The following is a 19,185-nucleotide window of genomic DNA, read 5'->3' on the forward strand; positions in this document are numbered from 1 at the left end:
ATCGACAACGATGTCGATCCGCACGGCGGCGAAACGATTCACGTCGTCGCGGCGGCGGTGAGGGGCGGGCCATGCTCCGAGAGCCGACGGCCTCCGCGTCCCGATGGAGGCCACCCGCCCCCGGTGCGTGGCCGACGACGTCCACCATGCCACCGGCTCATCGAGGAGACCGATGGACCGCCCACGCCGCCCCGTCGCCCGCGTCGCCGCAGCAGCAGCCGCCTTCGCGCTCAGCCTGCTCGGCGTCACCGCCGCCGCCATCTCCACGGCGCCACCCGCCCAAGCGGCCTCCCTGGTGGAGGTCACGAACTTCGGCGCCAATCCCAGTGGCCTGCAGATGCACCTGTTCGTGCCCGACAACCTCCCGGCCCGCCCGGGGGTCCTCGTCGCGGTGCACTACTGCACGGGCTCCGGCCCCGCCTTCTACAACGGCTCGCAGTTCGACGAGCTCGCCACCCGCTACGGCTACATCGTCATCTACCCGTCCGCGACGCGGAGCGGCAACTGCTTCGACGTGTCCTCCCCCGAGGCGCTGCGCCGCGACGGCGGCAGCGACCCGGTGGGCATCCGGTCGATGCTCCAGTACGTGCAGCAGCGCTACACCACCGACACCAGCAAGGTCTTCGCCACCGGGGTCTCCTCCGGCGCGATGATGACGCAGGTGCTGCTGGCCAACTACCCGGACGTCTTCGCCGCGGGCTCGGCGTTCGCCGGAGTGCCGGCGTCCTGCTTCGCGACGACCAACGGCTCGGGGTGGAACAGCGACTGCTCGCAGGGCCGCATCACGAGGACCGCCCAGGAGTGGGGCGCCCTGGTGCGCAACGCATATCCCGGCTACACCGGCGCCCGCCCCCGCGTCCAGCTGTGGCACGGCACCAACGACGAGACGCTGAGCTACGTCAACTTCGGCGAGTCGATCAAGCAGTGGACCAACGTGCTGGGCGTCAGCGCCACGCCCGCCTCCACCGACACCCCCGCCAGTGGGATCACGCGCACCCGCTACGGGGCGACGGGCGACCGGGCCCCGGTCGAGGCCAACAGCATGCAGGGCGTCTCGCACAACCTGCCCGTCGACGCCGCCGCGGCCATCCACTTCTTCGGGCTGGACACCACCACCCCCACGACGGCTCCCCCGACGACGGCGCCGCCCACCACAGCGCCTCCGACTACCGCGCCTCCCACGACAGCGCCGCCGACGCCGACGAGCACCACCACCGGGAGCTGCACAGTCGCGTACAGCGTCAACCAGTGGAACACCGGCTTCACCGCGAACGTCACGGTGAAGAACCTGACCGCCACCCCGCTCAACGGCTGGCGGTTGACCTGGTCCTTCCCCTCGGGCCAGCAGGTCACGCAGGCGTGGAGCTCGGTGACCACGCAGCAGGGCACGCAGGTGACCGCGGCCAACGCCGCCTGGAACGCGGCGGTCCCGGCAGGCGGGTCAGTGCAGTTCGGGTTCAACGGCTCGCACACGGGGGTGAACACCGCGCCCACCGCGTTCGCGCTCAACGGCACGGCATGCGTGGGCGGATAACCTGAGAAGTGGGCCGGCGCCCTCAGCCCGCACGGGCAGGGGGCGCCGGTCGCGCAGTCAGGCCGGTCGCGCGGTCAGGCGGTGCGGTTGCGGCGCGCGAGCGTGTCGATGGTGACCGCGAGCGCCAGCACCAGCCCGGTGATGACGTACCGCTCCGAGGCGCCCATGTTGAGCAGCGTGAGCCCGCTGTTGATCGAGTGGATGATGAGCACGCCCCACAGCGCCGACCAGGCGGTGCCGCGCCCGCCGAAGAGGCTGGTCCCGCCGATGACCGCCGCGGCGATGGCCGTGAGGTAGAGGTCGCCGCCGCCGGTGCCCTGGTTGGCCGCCGACAGCCGCCCGACGGCCAGCACCCCGCCCAGGGCGGCCAGCGTCGAGCAGGCCACGAAGACCGACAGGTAGGTGCGGCGCACCGGCACCCCGGCCCGGCGCGCGGACTCCACGGAGCCGCCCACCGCGTGCACCCCGCGGCCCCAGCGGGTGCGGCGCAGCAGGATGTCCACCACCGCCACGAGGCCGAGGAACAGCGCGAACGCCACCCCCAGGCCGCGGTTGGTCTGCAGGTAGGCGACGGCCGCGACGAGTGCGACGCCGATGAGCGCGATGCGCGTCACGACGGCGACCAGCGGGCTCACCGGCAGCCCGGCCCGCTCGCGGCGCGCCCGCTCGGCCACCAGGGCGCCGCCGTACGCGATCACCACCGCGACCGTGAGGCCATAGGCGACAGCGGGCGGCAGGAAGCCCTGCTGGACGGTCCGCACAAGCCACGACTCGAAGGGCAGGTTCACCGAGCCGGTGGTCCCCAGCACCTTGAGCTGCAGCCCGGCGATCACCAGCAGCCCGGCGAGCGTGAACACGAAGCTCGGCAGTCGCAGCCGGGTCGCGAGGATCCCGTACAGGAGCCCGACGACGGCCCCGACGACGAGGGCGGCCAGCACGGCCACGGCCACCGGCCAGCCCAGTTGCACGGACCCGACGGCGACGACCGCCGCCGACAGCCCGCACACCGAGCCCACGGACAGGTCGATGTGCCCGACGAGCAGCACCAGCACGACCCCGAGCGCGAGCACGCCCGTGGAAGCGGACTGCATCGTGAGGTTGACCAGGTTGTCGCTGCTGAGGAAGTGCGGGTTGAGCGACTGGAACACCACCCAGATCACCAGCAGCGCCCCGATGATCGGCAACGAGCCGAGCTCGCCGGTGCGCAGCCGCTGGCCGATGCCCCGCACAGCCTCGCGGGGGGACGACGTGTCGGGCCCTGCCCCGCCGGTCTGGACGCCAGTCTGGACGGAGACCGGCAGGCTCATCGTGAGGCCTCGTCCGCGCGGACCGCGCGCCCGCTGCGCCCGCTGGGGGTCACCCCCGTCACGGCGGCGATCAGGTCCTCATAGCTGGTGCTCGCCGCGTCGAAGTCGCCGTTGACGCGGCCGAGCCGCAGCACCACGATCCGGTCGGCGACGGCCTGCACGTCGGCCATCGAGTGGCTGATGAGCACGACGCCGTGGCCGCGCTCACGCAGCCGCTCGATGAGGTTGAGCACCTCGGCGGTCTGGGTGATGCCGAGTGAGGCGGTGGGCTCGTCGAGCACCACGACGCGCGGGTCGCCGAGCAGGGACCGGGCGATCGCGACGGCCTGGCGCTGTCCACCGGACAGCGCGCCCACGGGCGCCCGGACGGAGGGCACGCGCGCGGCGAGCTGGTTGAGCAGCTCCCAGGCGTGCTTCTCCATCGCCACCTCGTCGAGCAGAGGGCCCTGGGTGACCTCCTGGCCGAGGAAGATGTTCTCGACGACGTCGAGGTTCTCGCACAGGGCGAGATCCTGGAACACGGCGGCGATGCCGTGCGCGCGAGCGACGGCGGGGTTGACCAGGTGCACGGGCCGCCCGTCGCGCTCGACGTGCCCGGTGTCGGGCAGCAGCGCGCCGGAGACGACGCCCGCGAGCGTCGACTTCCCCGCGCCGTTGTCGCCGACCACCGCGACGACCTCATGCGCGTGGACGTCCAGATCGACGCCCACCAGGGCACGGACCGCGCCGTAGGACTTGCTCACGCCGCGCAGCGACAGCACTGGAGCATTCACTCGCCGGGCTCCTTGATGAGGCCTGCCTCGATGCAGGCGGGACGGTAGGAATCCACGCAGATCACCTCGCTGGTGTGGACGCCGCCGTCGACGATGACGTGGCGCAGGTTCTCGGTGGTCACGGGCACAGGGGTCAACAGCACGGCGGGGACGCCGTCGACGATCGTGGTCGTTCGGGGGGTAAGGCCATTCAGGATGTCGACGGCGAGGCGCGCGGCCGTGCGCGCCTCCTCGGCGATGTCCTTGTAGACGGTCATGTGCTGGTCGCCGCTGATGATGCGCTGCACCGCGCTGAGCTCGGCGTCCTGGCCGGTCACGAGGGGCATCGGGGTGAGCCCCGCGGCCTTCATCGCGGAGATCGCCCCGCTCGCGGTGCCGTCGTTGGCAGCCCACACCGCGTCGACGCGGCCCTCGAACTGGGTGAGCTGCCCGGCCACCCACTCCTGCGCCTTGTCGGGGCTCCAGTCGGGGGTGGAGTACTCGGCGAGCACCTCGACGCCGGCGCCGTCGAAGGCGGCCCGGGCGCCCGCGAGCAGCGCCGCGGAGTTCGCGTCGGTGGCGGCCCCGCCGAGGAGCAGCACCCCGGGGACGCCGTCGGCCGGGCGCTCCGCGAGCGCCGTCACGATGGACAGGCCCTGCAGGCGGCCGACGTCCTCGCTGTCGAAGGACACGTACGCGGTGACGTCCGCCGAGGGGAGCGAGCGGTCGTAGGCGATGACGGGGACGCCGCGCTCGGCCGCGGCGGCGACGATGCTCACGGCAGCGGACACGTCCACGGCGTCGAGCACCAGGACCCCCGCGCCCTGGCTGAGCGCGGACTCCGCCTGCTGCTGCTGGCGCTCGGCGTCCTGCCCCGCGTTGGCGGAGACCACCCGGCAGCGGGGGCACGCCTCGGCGACAGCCTGCTCGAAGACGGGACGGTCCACGTTCTCGTAGCGGGCGGCCTTGGACTCGGGCAGCAGGAACGCGATGGTCGGCACGTCCTGCGGGGTCGCGGACGCGCAGCCGGCCGTGGCCATGGAGGCGGCCAGCAGTGCGGCGGCGAGCAGTGCGGTGACGCCGGGGCGGCGCCGCGACACTCGGGGCGGGGTCATCCGGTCGCCACCATCGAGGCGGCGATGCCGACCCGGTCCAGGGCGACGGCCAGCGCGCCGCGGACCTCGGCCGCGGCGCCGAGCTCGGAGGCGACGACCTCCACCGGGCCGGCGGTGCTGGGCACGGTGCGCTGCTCGAGCATGGTGCGCAGCGGCTCGAGCAGCAGGGCGCCGGCCTGGGCGAGCCGCCCGCCGACCACCACGAGGTCGGGGTCGAACAGGTTGCACACGTTCGCGGCGGCGAAGCCCAGGTGGCGGCCCGCGTCGGAGATGACGCGCCGGCAGCCAGGGTCGCCGTCATGAGCGCGGGCGATCACGTCCGGCAGGGTGAGGCTGCCGTGGCTGGCCTGGAGCATGCCGAGCAGGACGGGCGCCCCGACGAACGTCTCCAGGCAGCCGCGGTTGCCGCAGCGGCAGATCGGGCCGTTCTCGTCGATGGTCACGTGGCCGATCTCCCCGGCGGTGCCGGACCGGCCGTGGTAGAGCCGCCCGCCGATCACCAGGCCGCCGCCGACGCCGTGCGAGACCCGCAGGTAGAGGACGTTCTCGTGGCCGCGCGCGGCGCCGAGCCGCACCTCGGCCAGCGCGCCCAGGTTGGCGTCGTTGTCCACGTGGACGGGGACGCCGATGCGGTGCTCGAGCACCTCGGGCACCGCCACGCCGTCCCAGCCGCGCAGCATGCCGAGCGTGGAGACTTGCCCGGTGCGCACGTCCACCGGCGCGGGCACCCCCACGCCCACGGCCAGCACCTCGCTCATGCTCGCCTCGAGCGACTCGACCATCTCGGTGAGCAGCAGCGCCGCGCGGTCCAGGCCCGCGTCGGCGCGGTGGTCCGGTGGCAGCGGCATGCGCTGCTCGGCGACGATGCGGTGCGCGACGTCCGCGAGCGCCACCCGCAGGGACCGGGTGCCGAAGTGCACGCCGGCCACGAGTCCGAGGTTGCGCGCGAGGGTGACCTGCTGGGCGCGCCGGCCGCTGCGCGAGGTGGGGGCGGTGTGCAGGACGCCGGCGCCGGTGAGCTCCTTGACGATGTTCGACACGGTCGCCGGGGACAGCCCTGTCACCCCGGCCAGCTCGACCTGCGTGAGAGAGCCACGCTGCTGGACCGCATTCACGATCCGGGCTCGGTTGGCTTCACGCAGTGAAGTTTGAGAGCCCGGCGTCACCCGGTCTGTGCCCACAGAAGCGAACTGTACACAGCCCTTGATCCACGATTAAGGGCGTGTCATCCGGCTCATGGGGGTCTGCGGGGATGCTCCGAGTCAGCCCTTGGCCAGCGCGGACAGTGGCGGGTCGCCGGCGCCCGGCACCTTGTACAGGCTCAGGTCCAGGCGCTGCGCGACCTGCGCCACCGCCGCCATGCCGCGCACGCTGTTGCCGACGGGGTCGAGTGGGGGCGAGAACGCCGCGATGGCGAGCTTGCCGGGGGCCACCGACAGCACTCCCCCGCCGACCCCGCTCTTGCCCGGCAGGCCCACCGTGTACGCCCAATCGCCCGACGACGTGTACAGGCCCTCCATCGTCATCTCCGCCAGCATGTGCGGCACCAGCTCGGCGGCCACCACACGCTCCTGGGTCACCGGGTTCACCCCGCCCGCCGCGAGGGTCGCCCCCATCGTCGCCAGGTCCTTGGTGGACACCAGGGTGGAGCACTGCCGGGTGTAGACGTCGCAGGCCTCCATCGGGTCGGAGTACATCGCGCCGCCGCTGTACAGCAGCCACGCGATGGCCCGGTTGTGGAAGTTGGTCGTCTGCTCCGAGTGGTTGACCTCGGGGCTGAGCTGGATCTTCCGGCCCGCGAACGCCTGCTGCGTCTCGAGGATGCGCTGCCAGCGCTGCTCGGCGCCCGCCGCCTTCACGAGGCTCGCCGAGGACATCGCCCCCGCGTTGACCAGCGGGCTCAGCGGCTTGTCGTTGTGCAGCTCCAAGGCCATCACCGAGTTGAACGGCAGGCCTGTGGGGTCGGCGCCGATCTTCTGGTGGAACGCCTCCGGCCCCACGTCGGCCATCGCCCGCGCCATCGTGAACACCTTGGAGATCGACTCGAGGGCGAACTCGAAGTCCGCGTCGCCGGCGGAGTACACCTCGCCCTCGGCCGTCACCACGGCGACCCCGAAGAGCGAGGAGTCCACCGACGCCAGGTACGGGATGTAGCTGGCGTTCGCCCCGCCCTGCAGGCCGGCGTTGTCCCGGTGCGCGGCGTCGACAGCCGCCTGGATGCTCTGCGCGTCGTGGGCCATGAGCGCGTCCTTCCCTCGTGCTGTGAGCGGTCGTCGAAGGGCGTCAGTGCTGCTCGCCCGGGCTGGGCGGCTCGCCCTCGCCACGGTGGCGCGGCGGTGTGGACGGGCCCTGCGCATCGGCCCCGGGCGCGGCGCCACCGCTCTGGGCGCCGGTCTGCGCCTGCGCGCTCCGCAGCAGCTCGGGCGTCGGCACGGAGGACTCCGACACCACACCCGGGTGGCCGCCCTCGATCTGCCAGGTGAACGGCGCGAAATCGTCGTCCTTCTGGCGCCAGTGCGGCTTGCGCACCGCGTAGATGATCAGCGGGATGGCCACGAACACGATGGCGAGCCCCAGCAGGAACCCGACGTACGTGCCCGGCGAGCCCGTCGGCACCTGGCTGGGCGGGAAGAAGCTGAAGAAGAACGCGAGCGCCGACGCGATGAACCCCGCCCCGCCGATCAGCCACATCCCCGCGGCGCCTCCGGGGATCTTGTACGGGCGTGGGCGGTTGGGCTGGCTGTATCTGAGGTACAGCGCCGCCCCGAACATCAGCAGGTACATCACCAGGTACAGGATCGACGCGAGCTGGCTGAGGATCTGGTACGCGGACTGCACCGAGGGCAGCAGCACGAACGCCGCCGACAGCAACGTCACGATCCCCGCCTGCGCGATCAGGATGTGCGTGGCCATCCCGTGCTTGTTCGTGACCTGCCAGAACCGTGGCATGTAGCCGGCCTTGGCCACGCTCAACAGACCACTCGACGGACCGGACACCCACGTCACCACGCCCGCGAACACGCCGACCGCGAGCGCCACCGCCATGATCGGCGCCGCCCACTCGATACCCGCCCAGCGGAACACGTCGTTGAACGTCGTCAGCAGGCTCTGGGTCAGGTTGATCTCGGACTGCGGCACCACGAACGCGATCGCCAGCGTCCCCAGCACGAAGATGACCACGGTGCCCAACGCCGCGATGCCGATGGCGATCGGATAGTTCCGGGAGGCGTTCTTCACCTCTTTCACATGGATCGCGTTCATCTCCATGCCGGCGTAGAAGAGGAAGATGCTCGCCGCGAGCACCACGTTGGAGAAGTTCCCGAAGTCAGGGATCAACTCGCCCCAGCCCAGCTTGATCTGCGAGGGGTTGCCGGCGATGAGGTAGCTGAACCCCAGCACGATGAGGAGCGCAGCGGGGATGATCGTGCCGATCATGCCGCCCCATTTGGCCACCCCGGAGAACGCCGAGGCGCCGCGCATCGCGATGAACGTGGCCAGCCAGTACACGGCGAGGACCACCAGCAGGATGTACGCCTTGTCCGAGGACAGCCGCTCGGCGAACGACAGGTTGTCGTCGGTGTACGCCAACGCCGTGGCGCCGAAGGTCAGCACCGTCGGGAACCAGACGCTCACCTCGATGAACAGCACGAACATGGCGACGAACGCCCAGCGCCCGCCGAACGCCTCACCGACCCACCGGAACACCCCGCCGCGCTCCGGCCAGCCGGTGGCGAGCTCAGCCGCCACCAGAGAGACCGGGACGAGGAAGAACACCGCCGCGAAGAGGTAGTAGAAGATCGAGCCCAGTCCGTACTCAGCCTCCGCGGGAAGCCCGCGCAGGCTCACCACCGCCACGATGTTCAGCATCGCGAGCGCGAAGATCGAGATCGTGGCCTTCTGGGGCACGCTCTTCTTGGCAGGTGCCGATTGCTGCGCCGTCATGGGAACTCCTCACGGTTCGCTCCGGTGATCGGAGCTCAGGAGAGGTGCTGTCGTTCTCGCCGAGACGTGGGCGGTATTCGGTGCGGGGCGGCGGGGAGTCAGCCACCTGCGCCGGGGCGCTCTGTTGGCCTCAGGCTACGTCGCACAGCGCGATCGGACAGCGCGAGGCCCCGACACCTGCTCCAGATCGGCCGCTCAGTGGCGCCCCGTGGAGCGCTTCTCCACGAGCACCGCGACGGTGCGCGCCGGGACGGTCACCGTCCCGGTCGACGCCTCCCAGGAGGTCTGCCGCACCACCGGGTCGGAGCCCTTCGCCTGCACTGGGGAGAGGGCGTGGCGCCGTCCCGCGAGTCCGGGCAGCGTCTGGCTGATGGCCTCGTCCGAGGCGTTGAACACGACGAGGAGGCCGTCGAGGCTCTTGTCCACATCCGCCCCGCCGCCCTGGCGCCGGTCGTCCACGTGCATGACGATCACGCCCGGCGCCGCGTCGGGGCCGCTGCCCGGGAACGTCACCTTCTGCTCGATGAGCTCCGCGTCGCCGAGCCGGAACAGCGGAGTCGAGAAGCGCAGCCGCAGCAGGTCGAGGGCGCCCGCCTCCGCTGCCGCGATGTCCTGGGGCGCCGGCTTGAGCTCCGGGTCGCCGAGCAGCGCCTTCTGGAACGGCCACAGGTCCGCGTTCTCCTGCTCGGGCGGAAGCCCACGGCCGAACCCGTTGTCCTGGCCCGTCAGGTCCAGGTGGTTGAACCAGTCGCCGGAGTCGTAGGAGTTGCGGTCGAGCGACTTGCTTCGCAGCAGCTCCGCGCCGGCGTGCCAGAACGAGGGCGTCTGCGCGAGGGCCGTGGTGGCCAGCGACAACGTGTTCATCCGCACCCGGTCGGCCATCGTCGTGGCGCGCGGCAGCTTGTGGGTGAGCGCGTCGAACAGGGTCTCGTTGTCATGGGCGTCGACGTAGGTGACGACCTCCTCCGGCGAGTCCGCGTAGCCGGCGGGCTGGCCGTTGTAGTCGATGTCGGCGCCGGTGCGCACCTCGCCGTCGCTCGTGCGGAACGTGAAGTCGCGCAGATTGCCCGCGAGGCCGAGTCGCACCAGGTCGGCCTGGTGCTGCACGCGCGCGAGCTGCTGCTCGGCGGTGCCGTTGACGGAGGCGCCGTTGGGGTCCGTCGCCGAGCCCGACCCGAAGCCCTGGAGGCGGGGGTCCTCGTCGAACGGGCCGCCGCCGCGCACCGCGTCCCGCAGCCGGTCGCTGAACGTGCCGATGCCCGTGCCGCCGAGCTGGCCCTGCGTGGCCTGGGTGAACAGCCGGTTGTCGGCCACCTCGCCGAAGTTCCAGCCCTCGCCGTACAGGTAGACCGCCGAGCCGTCCACGCCGTCGCGGCGCGGCGTGAGCTCGTCGAGCGCGGCGCGCACCGCGGCCATCGTCTCCACCGAGTGGTGGCCCATCAGGTCGAAGCGGAAGCCATCGACCTTGTAGTCCCGCGCCCAGGTGACCACCGAGTCGACCATCATCTTCTGGGCCATCGCATGCTCGGTGGCCACGTTCTGGCAGCAGGTGGACGTCTCCACGGCGCCCGCGAGGTTGAGCCGGTGGTAGTAGCCGGGCACCACGCGGTCGAGCACCGACGTGGCCGCCTGGCCGCTGGCGGTCGTGTGGTTGAAGACCTGGTCGAGCACCACCTGCAGGCCGTCGGAGTGCAGCGCGCCCACCATCGTGCGGAACTCCGCGACCCGGGCGCCGCCGTGGGCGTCGCGCGCATAGGAGCCCTCGGGCGTGGTCCAGTGGAACGGGTCGTAGCCCCAGTTGAAGGCGTCGTCCGCCGCGACCGCCGTCACGCGGGACTGCTGCTCGGTCGAGTCCGGCGCGAACGACGCGAGGTCCCCCTCGGGCGACTGCTGCGCGGCGCGGTCCTCCTCGATCGTGGCGAGGTCGAACGTCGGCAGCAGGTGCACCGTCGTCAGGCCCGCCCGTTGCAGCTGGCGGAGCTGGGCGCGTCCCGCGCCATTCGCCGCGAACGCCCCGTACGTCCCGCGCAGCCGCTCGGGCACCGTGGCGTCGGAGGCGGAGAAGTCCCGCACGTGCAGCTCGTAGATCGTCTGGTCGACGGGCCGCACCACCGGCTGCTTGGCCTTCACCCACTGCCGAGGCTGGAACTCGGGGTCGTCGAGGTCCACCAGCACCGAGTGCGTCGAGTTGAGGGTCAGCGCCACGGAGTACGGGTCCGTGACCGAGTTGACCTCCACCGCGTCAGTGGTCGGGACGTAGACCGTGACCTCATACCGGTAGGCCGATCCGGCCCACGACCGCTCACCCCGCACCGTCCACGTGCCGTCCGCCTGGCGTCGCGTCGGCACCCGGACCGGGTCCCCGCCGACGTCGGTGCCGGGCCACAGCAGCAGGTCGACCTTCTGGGCGGTGGGCGCCCACAACGCCAACGACGGGCGGCCCTTCGCCCAGGTGGCCCCGAGGTCCCGGTCGGCGGCGGCCCGCGCGTAGAGGTCGTCCAGCACCCCCGGGATCTGCACCCCGGACGCCGCCTGCAGCGTGCCGTCCTCGCCGCGCTGCGTGACGAGCAGCTCGCCGCCGGCCAGCCGCTCGACATCGGACCGGGTGAGGCCGTCCGGCAGGCGCAGCGCCAGATGGCCCGCGAGCGCGGGGAACCGGGCGATCTGCGCTGCGGACAGGCCCGCCGGGTCGAGCGTCAGCACATGCTCGTCGCCACCGGTGACCGCGCCGTCGGCGACGTCGAGCCCGCCATCGGGCGACGCGTGCAGGCGGAACTCGAGCGACTCGGGAGCCACGCCGGCGGGAACCCAGGACGCGGGCCAGGCGAGGACGCCCGCCTCGAGCCAGTGCCCCTGCGCCTCGCCGAGGCCGGGTGTCGGGGGGTCGGTGACGTCGATGGTCAGCAGGTGCGTGGCGAGGACGTAGGTGAAGGTCACGGGCTTGCCTCCCGGAGCGGCGAACGGGATGTTCGCGCCGTCGCGCGCACCGCCTGCCCCGTAATTCTCTGCCCAGGAGAGGTTGTGGGCGACCTTGGCCTCGTAGACGCCGGCCGGGAGCACGGCAGTGGTGAACGTGTACGCGCCGTCGCCGTCCGGGTCCTGCAGCCAGGTGGCCAGGCAGTCCGGCGACCAGTCCGCCGCGCATCCCGCCTCGCTCTGGTGGCTCCCGGGGAGGGTGAGCAGCGGGCCCTGCGCGGTGGACGTGAACCAGTGCGTCACCGGGTCGTACACGAAGGTGACCTGCTGCGGCGCGCTCCCCGTCACCGTGTACGCGACGTTGGCGCCACCCCGCACTCCGCCCGCCCCGTAGTTGACGTCCCACGATCCGCCGATGGCCACCTTGTACTCATAGGATCCCGGCGCCACCGTGAACGTCCCCGCGTAGACGCCATCCGCCCGCTTGGCGAGCTGTGCCTGCTCACAGGCGGGCTGCCAGTCGCCCGCGCAGCCCATCGCCGCGTTGTGGCTGCCGGGAACGGTGACCAGCTGGTCCTCGGGGTCGGGGCCCGGGCCGGCGCCGCCGTCGACCGCCACCCCCACGCTCGCGTAGGCAGACGCGGCGACCCGGTTCCCGGCGGCGTCCGTGGACACGGCCCGGTACTCGAGCAGCGCGCCCTCCGGCAGCGCCGACACGTCGTGGAAGACGCGCGGCTGGGTCGTCTCGGCCGTGCCGAGCTTCTCCCATCCGCTGTGGCCGACCACCCGGTACGCGAAGGACGTCTCCGCCCAGGTGTCGTCGTCGATGTCTGCGGCCACGGGGACCTGCCCGCGCAACGCGGCGCCGGGCGCCGGGGCGGTCACGCTCAGGCCCGCGCCCCCGTCGAGCACGCCCACCGTGCGGTCGGCGCGCAGCAGCACGGCGGCCAGCGGCGGGACGGTCAGCGTGAGCGCGCCGTCGCCGTCGGCCGTGGCGGTGGCCGCGGCGCCGTCGTCCACGCCGAGCAGCGCCTCGTAGGCAGCGCCCGGGGTCAGCGTCGTGAGGGTCACCGTCTGCGCGGTGGCGGAGTTGTTGAGGGCGACCAGATGCTCGACCTTCTCCGTCCGGTCCACCCGGGAGAACGCGTACACCGAGCCGTCGGCGCCGCCCACCAGCCGCTCCACCTGCGCGCCGTCGGCCAACGCGTCGGAGCCCTGGCGGAGTCCGGCGAGCTCGGCGATATGCGTGTACAGCGGCGCGTCGGCGTCGAAGCGGTCCACCGATCCCGCGACCTCGCCCGTGAGCAGGCGCTGCTGGGTGAACTCCGGCACCTGGCTGGCGAACATCGACTGCCGCGCGTCCTTGTCCGTGCCGCCCAGGTCCCCGTCGCCGACGAAGCCCTGCTCGTCGCCGTAGTACACGACCGGCTGCCCGCGCGTGAGGTACATCAGCGAGTGCGCCAGCTCGGAGCGGCGCAGCGCGTCCCCGGAGTCCTTGACCATGTGCCCGATCCGGCCCATGTCGTGGTTGCCCAGGAACGTGGGCAGCGCCGCCGCGCTGGTGTCGGCGGTGGTGTACCTGTCGTCGCTCGCGAACAGCGCCCGCAGGCCCGTCGCCGAGAAGCCGCGCGCATAGCTCGACGCGCCGGCCTGGAACGCGAAGTCGAGCACCGCGTTCATGTCGGTCTCGCGCACGTACGGCGACAGCAGTGCCGCGTCCGCGTCGTACACCTCGCCGAACATGAAGAAGTCCGGCTTGCCGTGCGCATGCGCGTAGTCCAGGACGTGGGTGGTCCACTGCTCCCAGAACTCGCGGTTGACGTGCTTGGCGGTGTCGATGCGGAAGCCGTCGATGCCCAGGTCGATCCACTCGTCATAGACGTCCACGAACCCGTCGACCACCGTCGGGTGCTCGGTCATGAGGTCGTCGAGCCCGGAGAAGTCGCCGTGGGTGACGGACTCCCCCGTCCACGTCGAGTCGCCGCGGTTGTGGTAGAGCGTGGGGTCGTTCAGCCAGGCGGGGACCTTGAGGTCGGCGTCCTCGGGGGCGATCACCGGGGTGTACGCGAAGGAGGTCTGGGCGTCGAGTGCCGGGAACGGCCCGCCGTCGGCGTGGTCGGCGGGGTCGAACGGGACCCCTGACGCGTCGGTGTAGGGCCGGGTGGCCTGGTCCACATACGTGTACGTCTTCTCGGCGTAGTCGATGACGTCCGCGGTGTGGTTGGTGATGATGTCGAAGTAGACCTTGATGTCGCGGGCGTGCGCGTCGGCGATGAGCGCCTCGAGCTCGGCGTTCGTGCCCAGGTGCGGGTCGATCTGCGTGAAGTCGGTGATCCAGTACCCGTGGTACCCGGCCGAGATGCTGGCGCCGGTTCCCTGCACCGGGCGGTTGACGAAGGACGGCGTGAGCCAGATGGCAGTGGTCCCGAGCCCTTCGATGTAGTCGAGCTGCCCGCGTAGGCCCGCGAGGTCGCCGCCGTGGTAGAAGCTCTTGTCGGTGGGGTCCAGGCCCGTCGTCAGCCGGTCGCCGGTGAGTCCGCCGGTGTCGTTGGCGGTGTCGCCATTGGCGAACCGGTCGGTCATCACGAAGTAGAAGCTCTCGCCGGCGCCGCTGTCCCGGGCGGGCGCCGCGACGATCTGATCGTCGCCGGCGGTGGGGCCGCCGGTCAGCGTGACGGGCTCGAGCGCGATGCGGTGCGTGGAGTCGTCGAAGGCGAACCGCAGCGTCGCGGGCCCGGCCAGCACGAGCGGCACGTTCTCGGCGCCACCTTCGCGCCCGTACGCCTCGTCCCAGGAGCCGTTCACGGCCACCTTGTACTCATGGCTGCCGGCGGGGACGGTGAGCTCGGCGCTGTGCACCCCGGCGACGTCGGTGGGCGCCAGCACGGTCGCGGCGCAGTCGGGCTGCCAGTCGGCGGCGCAGCCGAGCTCGTCCTGGAAGGAGCCGACCACCGTGAAGGAGCGCGCCTCGACGGCGCTTCCTGTGGAGGCGGGCACTGCGCCCAGCAGCGCGACGGCGAGGACGGTGAGGAGGCTGGCTGACGTGCGCGTGCGGTGGTCCCTGGCCATGTCGACTCCTTCGTCGCCGCACGACTCTGTGCGGAAGGGATACGTGAAACCGACCGTACAGATTGCCGTAATTTTCAGCAATAGGACGATCTGTCGGTTTCAGCAGTCCTCAGGCGCCCTCCCGCAACACGTCGAGCCGGGCCCGCAGCGCCGACTCCTCCGACTCCGGCACGTCGACCTCGACGACCTTGTCGCGGCTCGTCGCGCCCGCCACCAATGACACCGCCCGGCGGCGCACCCCGCACGCCTCGGCCACCGCCGCGAGGGCGGCCTCCGTCGCCGCGCCCTCCACCGCGCGCGCCTGCACGGCCACCACCAGGCGGTCTGCGTGCAGCCCGCCGACACGGGTGCGGGACGCCCCCGGCTTCACCCTGATCCCGACGCGCACACCGGCCTCCCCATCCGAGCGGCCCGCCCCACCCCGAGGGTGAGGCGGGCCATGTCCGAGCCCAGCATGACGCAGATCGGCGCGCTCAGATGAGGCCGCTCAGATCAGCCCGAGCTCCCGCACCGCCGCGCGCTCCTCCTCCAGCTCCGCCACCGACGCGTCGATCCGCCCGCGCGAGAACTCGTCGATCTCCAGGCCCTGCACGATCGACCAGGCGCTGCCGTCGGACGTCACCGGGAACGACGAGATCAGCCCCTCCGGCACCCCGTACGAGCCGTCCGACACGATCCCGGCGGAGGTCCAGTCGCCCTCCGGCGTCCCATGCACCCACGAGTGCACGTGGTCGATGGCCGCATTCGCCGCCGACGCCGCCGATGACGCGCCCCGTGCCGCGATGATCGCCGCGCCACGCTTCGCCACCGTCGGGATGAAGCCGTCCTCGACCCATGCCTGGTCGGCGATGACCCCCAGCGCCGCCTGCCCACCGATCGTCGCGTGGCTCAGGTCCGGGTACTGCGTCGCCGAGTGGTTGCCCCAGATCGTCACCCGGGCGATCTCCGAGACGGCCGCGCCCGTCTTGCGGGCCACCTGCGACACCGCCCGGTTGTGGTCCAGCCGCGTCATCGCGGTGAACCGCTCGGCGGGGACATCCGGCGCATGCGAGGCGGCGATCAGCGCGTTCGTGTTCGCCGGATTGCCCACCACGAGCACCCGGATGTCGTCCGCGGCGCCCGCGTTGATGGCCTCGCCCTGCGGCTTGAAGATGCCGCCGTTCGCCGCGAGCAGGTCGCCGCGCTCCATGCCCGCGGTGCGGGGCCGCGCGCCGACGAGCAGCGCCACGTTGGCGCCATCGAACGCCGCCTTCGCGTCGTCGTGGATGTCGATGCCTGCCAGCAGCGGGAACGCGCCGTCCTCGAGCTCGAGGGCGACACCCTCAGCGGCCTTCACCCCCTGCGGGATCTCCAGCAGGCTCAGCCGCACCGGGGTGGTCGCGCCCAGCATCTGGCCCGACGCGATCCGGAACAGCAGGGCATAGCCGATCTGACCGGCGGCGCCAGTCACAGTCACGTTCACGGGGGTCGTCATGCTGATCTCCTTTGATCGAACGGCGAGCGGTGAGTGCGATGTGTGCGGCGGGGACCCGGCGGGGCCGTCCGCGGCCGGGCCGAGACGCGCGGCGCCCGGCAGCCCCACAGGGCCGACCGGGCGCCGCATGTCATCGACGTGGGTCAGGCGAGCCGAGCCGCCAGGTTCTCATCGAGGGCGCCAAGGAACTCCTCCGTGGTGAGCCACGGCTGGTCCGGGCCGACCAGCGCGGCGAGGTCCTTCGTCATCTTGCCGCTCTCGACGGTCTCGACGACGACCTGCTCCAGCGTCTCGGCGAACTGCGTGACCTCAGGGGTCTTGTCCAGCTTGCCGCGGTGCTTGAGGCCGCCCGTCCACGCGAAGATCGAGGCGATCGGGTTCGTGGAGGTCGGCTTGCCGGCCTGGTGCTGGCGGTAGTGGCGCGTCACGGTGCCGTGCGCCGCCTCCGCCTCGACCGTCTGGCCGTCCGGCGTCATGAGCACCGACGTCATGAGGCCCAGCGAGCCGAACCCCTGCGCGACGGTGTCCGACTGCACGTCGCCGTCGTAGTTCTTGCAGGCCCAGACGTAGCCGCCCTCCCACTTCATGGCCGCGGCGACCATGTCGTCGATGAGGCGGTGCTCGTAGGTCAGGCCGGCCTCGGCGAACTGCTCCTTGAACTCGGAGTCGAACACCTCCTGGAAGATGTCCTTGAACGCGCCGTCGTAGGCCTTGAGGATCGTGTTCTTGGTGGACAGGTACACCGGGTACCCGCGCTGCAGGCCGTACGCGAACGACGCCCGCGCGAAGTCGCGGATCGAGTCATTGAAGTTGTACATGCCCATCGCGACGCCGCCCGCCTCGGGGTACGTCACGACGTCCTGGTGGATCGGCTCAGAGCCGTCCGCCGGGGTGAAGGTCAGCGTCAGCTTGCCGGCGCCGGGCACCTTGAAGTTCGTCGCGCGGTACTGGTCGCCGAACGCGTGACGGCCGATGATGATCGGCTTGTTCCAGCCCGGCACCAGGCGCGGGATGTTCGAGATGATGATCGGCTCGCGGAACACGACACCGCCGAGGATGTTGCGGATCGTGCCGTTGGGCGAGACCCACATCTTCTTCAGGCCGAACTCCTCGACGCGCGCCTCATCGGGCGTGATCGTGGCGCACTTGACGCCGACCCCGTGCTCCTTGATGGCGTGCGCGGCGTCGATGGTGACCTGGTCGTCGGTCGCGTCGCGGTTCTCGATCGACAGGTCGTAGTACCGCAGGTCGATGTCGAGGTACGGGTGGATCAGGCGGTCCTTGATGAACTGCCAGATGATCCGGGTCATCTCATCGCCGTCCAGCTCGACGACCGGCCCGACAACCTTGATCTTCGCCATGCGTTGGCTCTCCTGTGCTCTCGTGAGTGCTCGTGGCCGAAGGGTCCTGGCCACGAGTCCGACGGGGTCCGCCGCCCAGATTACTCGACATCAAGAGACTTGTGGCGCGTGCTCCGGGTGCGGTTCTGAGAGCAGGTCAGCATGCTGGGAGTCTCAGCCGCTCCGCGACCGGCGGATGGGGGCGGCGCGCCGTGCCGCCCCGACCGCGAGCCGCGACTCCATGACGGGAATCTCCATGTCTGAGCCGAAGGACACCGCAGGGACACCCGGCACAGCAGGCCGCCCGGCCTCGGACGCCACGGCCGACGCCGCCGCCCGATCACGCCAGGAAGAGGCTCGGCGACGCGGGGCCAGGTCCGGGCCAGGCTCCGTCCGGGAGTCCGTCGCCTACCGGCTCCCGCCCGGGAAGGGCACGCTGGGGCCCGCGCTGATCGCCAAACTCGGTGCGGAGGCATTCGGCAGCTTCGTCGTGGTGCTCGCCGGCCTGGGCGTCGCCCTGTACGCCGGATTCACCGGGCTCGGCGGCGGGCCGCTCGCCGTCGGCCTCGCGTTCGGACTCGGCTACCTCGCGGCGGCCGTCGCCGTCGGCCACGTCTCCGGCGCGCACTTCAACCCGGCCCTGACGCTCGGCGCCGCGATCACCCAGCGCATCCCGTGGCGCGATGCCGTCCCCTACTGGATCGCCCAGCTCGTGGGCAGCGCCTTCGCGGCCGCCGTGCTCTTCGTCGCGATCGCCAGCTTCCCGGCCCTCGACGGCGCCGAGAAGACCTTCTTCGCGACGGTCGCCAACGGGTTCGGCGAGCACTCGCCCATCGCGGCGGTCTCCGGCGCCGCCGGCGAGGGCTTCGGCCTGTGGGGCGCGCTGCTCATCGAGTGCGTGGTCACGGCCGTCTTCGTGGGGGTGGCCCTCGGCTCCACCGACAGGCGGTCGAGCACCCTGCTGGCGCCGTTCTCCATCGGGCTGGCCTACGCCGTGATGCTGCTCGTCGCCATCCCCATCACCAACGGCTCGGTCAACCCCGCGCGCTCCACCGCGGCGGCGATCTTCTCCGAGGGCTGGGCCTTCGGGCAGCTCTGGGTGTTCTGGGTGGCGCCGCTCGTCGGGGCCGCGATCGCCGCGATCGTCTACCGGGCGTTCGCGCCCGAGCCGTCCTTCGAGGGCCTCCAGCCCGAGGTCGACGACGATGTCAGGACCACCGAGGAGACGAGCACGACGACGGGGGCCGGCTCGGGGACCAGCACGAGCACGGCCGGCGGCACTGCTGGCGGCACTGCCGGCGGCGCTGCTGGCGGCGCGACCGGGTCAACCGGCGGCGACCGCCCCGAGCCGCCCCGGCCTGATCAGCCCGTCTGAGCCCGATCAGCCCGCGGGGACGATCTGGGAGAGCACCCCGACCACGAACGCGAAGCCGTGCAGCACTGCCACGTCGACCGGCCGGGACCGCACCGCGAGCGCGGCCGGATGGTCGCCTGACGCCACGGCGCGCGCGACGGCGCCCGCGACGAGCATGACCGCGAGGAACAGCGCGCCCCACGACATCCCCGCGAGCAGCGCGATCCCGGTGGCCGTGACGACGCCCGCGGAGACCCACCACAGCGAGGCGTTGCGCCCGGCCGCGAGCGAGGCGCGCGCGATCTGGCGGGGGTCGAGGGGCTTCTCCTCCGGCGGGACCGGGGGCGCGACCACCGGGGTCTGACCCGACGGGCGCGAGGGC

The 19,185-nt window shown here is 72.0% G+C and carries 13 protein-coding genes; 2 read left to right on the forward strand and 11 right to left on the reverse strand.

The annotated features are described in order from the left end of the window. The first annotated feature begins 172 nt into the window (after window positions 1-172). Entirely contained in the window at window positions 173-1,534 is a 1,362-nt protein-coding gene (locus tag BN3788_RS03630) for an extracellular catalytic domain type 1 short-chain-length polyhydroxyalkanoate depolymerase (RefSeq protein WP_066582445.1), read from the forward strand. Between the two features lie 74 nt (window positions 1,535-1,608). Here BN3788_RS03630 and BN3788_RS03635 read toward each other — a convergent pair whose 3' ends face one another. The 10 genes from BN3788_RS03635 to BN3788_RS03680 all read right to left on the reverse strand — a co-directional run bounded on the left by BN3788_RS03635 (window position 1,609) and on the right by BN3788_RS03680 (window position 17,470). Beyond that, entirely contained in the window at window positions 1,609-2,841 is a 1,233-nt protein-coding gene (locus BN3788_RS03635; protein ID WP_082812533.1) for a sugar ABC transporter permease, read from the reverse strand. After that, the gene (locus BN3788_RS03640; RefSeq protein WP_234346460.1) at window positions 2,838-3,614 is read right to left on the reverse strand and encodes an ATP-binding cassette domain-containing protein; all 777 of its coding nucleotides are present in this window, start codon (window positions 3,612-3,614) and stop codon (window positions 2,838-2,840) included. The genes BN3788_RS03635 and BN3788_RS03640 overlap by 4 nt, the downstream gene beginning before the upstream one ends. Next, window positions 3,611-4,708 carry a substrate-binding domain-containing protein gene (locus BN3788_RS03645; protein WP_066582443.1) on the reverse strand — a complete coding sequence of 366 codons (1,098 nt, stop codon included), beginning with the start codon at window positions 4,706-4,708 and terminating at the stop codon, window positions 3,611-3,613. The genes BN3788_RS03640 and BN3788_RS03645 overlap by 4 nt, the downstream gene beginning before the upstream one ends. Then, window positions 4,705-5,823 carry an ROK family transcriptional regulator gene (locus BN3788_RS03650; protein ID WP_234346459.1) on the reverse strand — a complete coding sequence of 373 codons (1,119 nt, stop codon included), beginning with the start codon at window positions 5,821-5,823 and terminating at the stop codon, window positions 4,705-4,707. Before BN3788_RS03650 ends, BN3788_RS03645 begins: the two co-directional genes overlap by 4 nt. Window positions 5,824-5,970: 147 nt before the next feature. Next, on the reverse strand, window positions 5,971-6,948 hold the full coding sequence (gene glsA, locus BN3788_RS03655; RefSeq protein WP_066582441.1) for a glutaminase A: 978 nt from the start codon (window positions 6,946-6,948) through the stop codon (window positions 5,971-5,973). A 43-nt stretch (window positions 6,949-6,991) separates the two neighbouring features. Further along, complete coding sequence (gadC, locus tag BN3788_RS03660) at window positions 6,992-8,650, reverse strand: putative glutamine/gamma-aminobutyrate antiporter GadC (RefSeq protein WP_082812532.1); 1,659 nt, start codon at window positions 8,648-8,650, stop codon at window positions 6,992-6,994. Window positions 8,651-8,845: 195 nt separating this feature from the next. Beyond that, complete coding sequence (pulA, locus tag BN3788_RS03665; protein WP_066582440.1) at window positions 8,846-14,635, reverse strand: pullulanase-type alpha-1,6-glucosidase; 5,790 nt, start codon at window positions 14,633-14,635, stop codon at window positions 8,846-8,848. A 109-nt stretch (window positions 14,636-14,744) separates the two neighbouring features. Further along, window positions 14,745-15,023: a DUF167 domain-containing protein gene (locus BN3788_RS03670; RefSeq protein WP_066582439.1), complete on the reverse strand. Its 279-nt coding sequence runs from the start codon at window positions 15,021-15,023 to the stop codon at window positions 14,745-14,747. Between the two features lie 99 nt (window positions 15,024-15,122). Then, complete coding sequence (locus BN3788_RS03675) at window positions 15,123-16,109, reverse strand: malate dehydrogenase (protein ID WP_066582438.1); 987 nt, start codon at window positions 16,107-16,109, stop codon at window positions 15,123-15,125. Between the two features lie 143 nt (window positions 16,110-16,252). Then, window positions 16,253-17,470: an NADP-dependent isocitrate dehydrogenase gene (locus BN3788_RS03680; protein WP_066582437.1), complete on the reverse strand. Its 1,218-nt coding sequence runs from the start codon at window positions 17,468-17,470 to the stop codon at window positions 16,253-16,255. Window positions 17,471-17,705: 235 nt separating this feature from the next. On the opposite strand from BN3788_RS03680, the gene BN3788_RS03685 reads away from it, so the two are divergent. After that, window positions 17,706-18,824, forward strand: coding sequence for an aquaporin (locus BN3788_RS03685; protein WP_187138350.1), 1,119 nt, complete (start codon window positions 17,706-17,708; stop codon window positions 18,822-18,824). 6 nt (window positions 18,825-18,830) lie between these two features. On the opposite strand, the gene BN3788_RS03690 is transcribed toward BN3788_RS03685, so the two are convergent. Continuing rightward, window positions 18,831-19,185: DUF3017 domain-containing protein (locus BN3788_RS03690; protein ID WP_147525042.1), on the reverse strand; the 355-nt coding region annotated here is incomplete at its 5' end.

The organism is Cellulomonas timonensis (assembly GCF_900046455.1).
Lineage (GTDB): Bacteria > Actinomycetota > Actinomycetes > Actinomycetales > Cellulomonadaceae > Cellulomonas_A > Cellulomonas_A timonensis.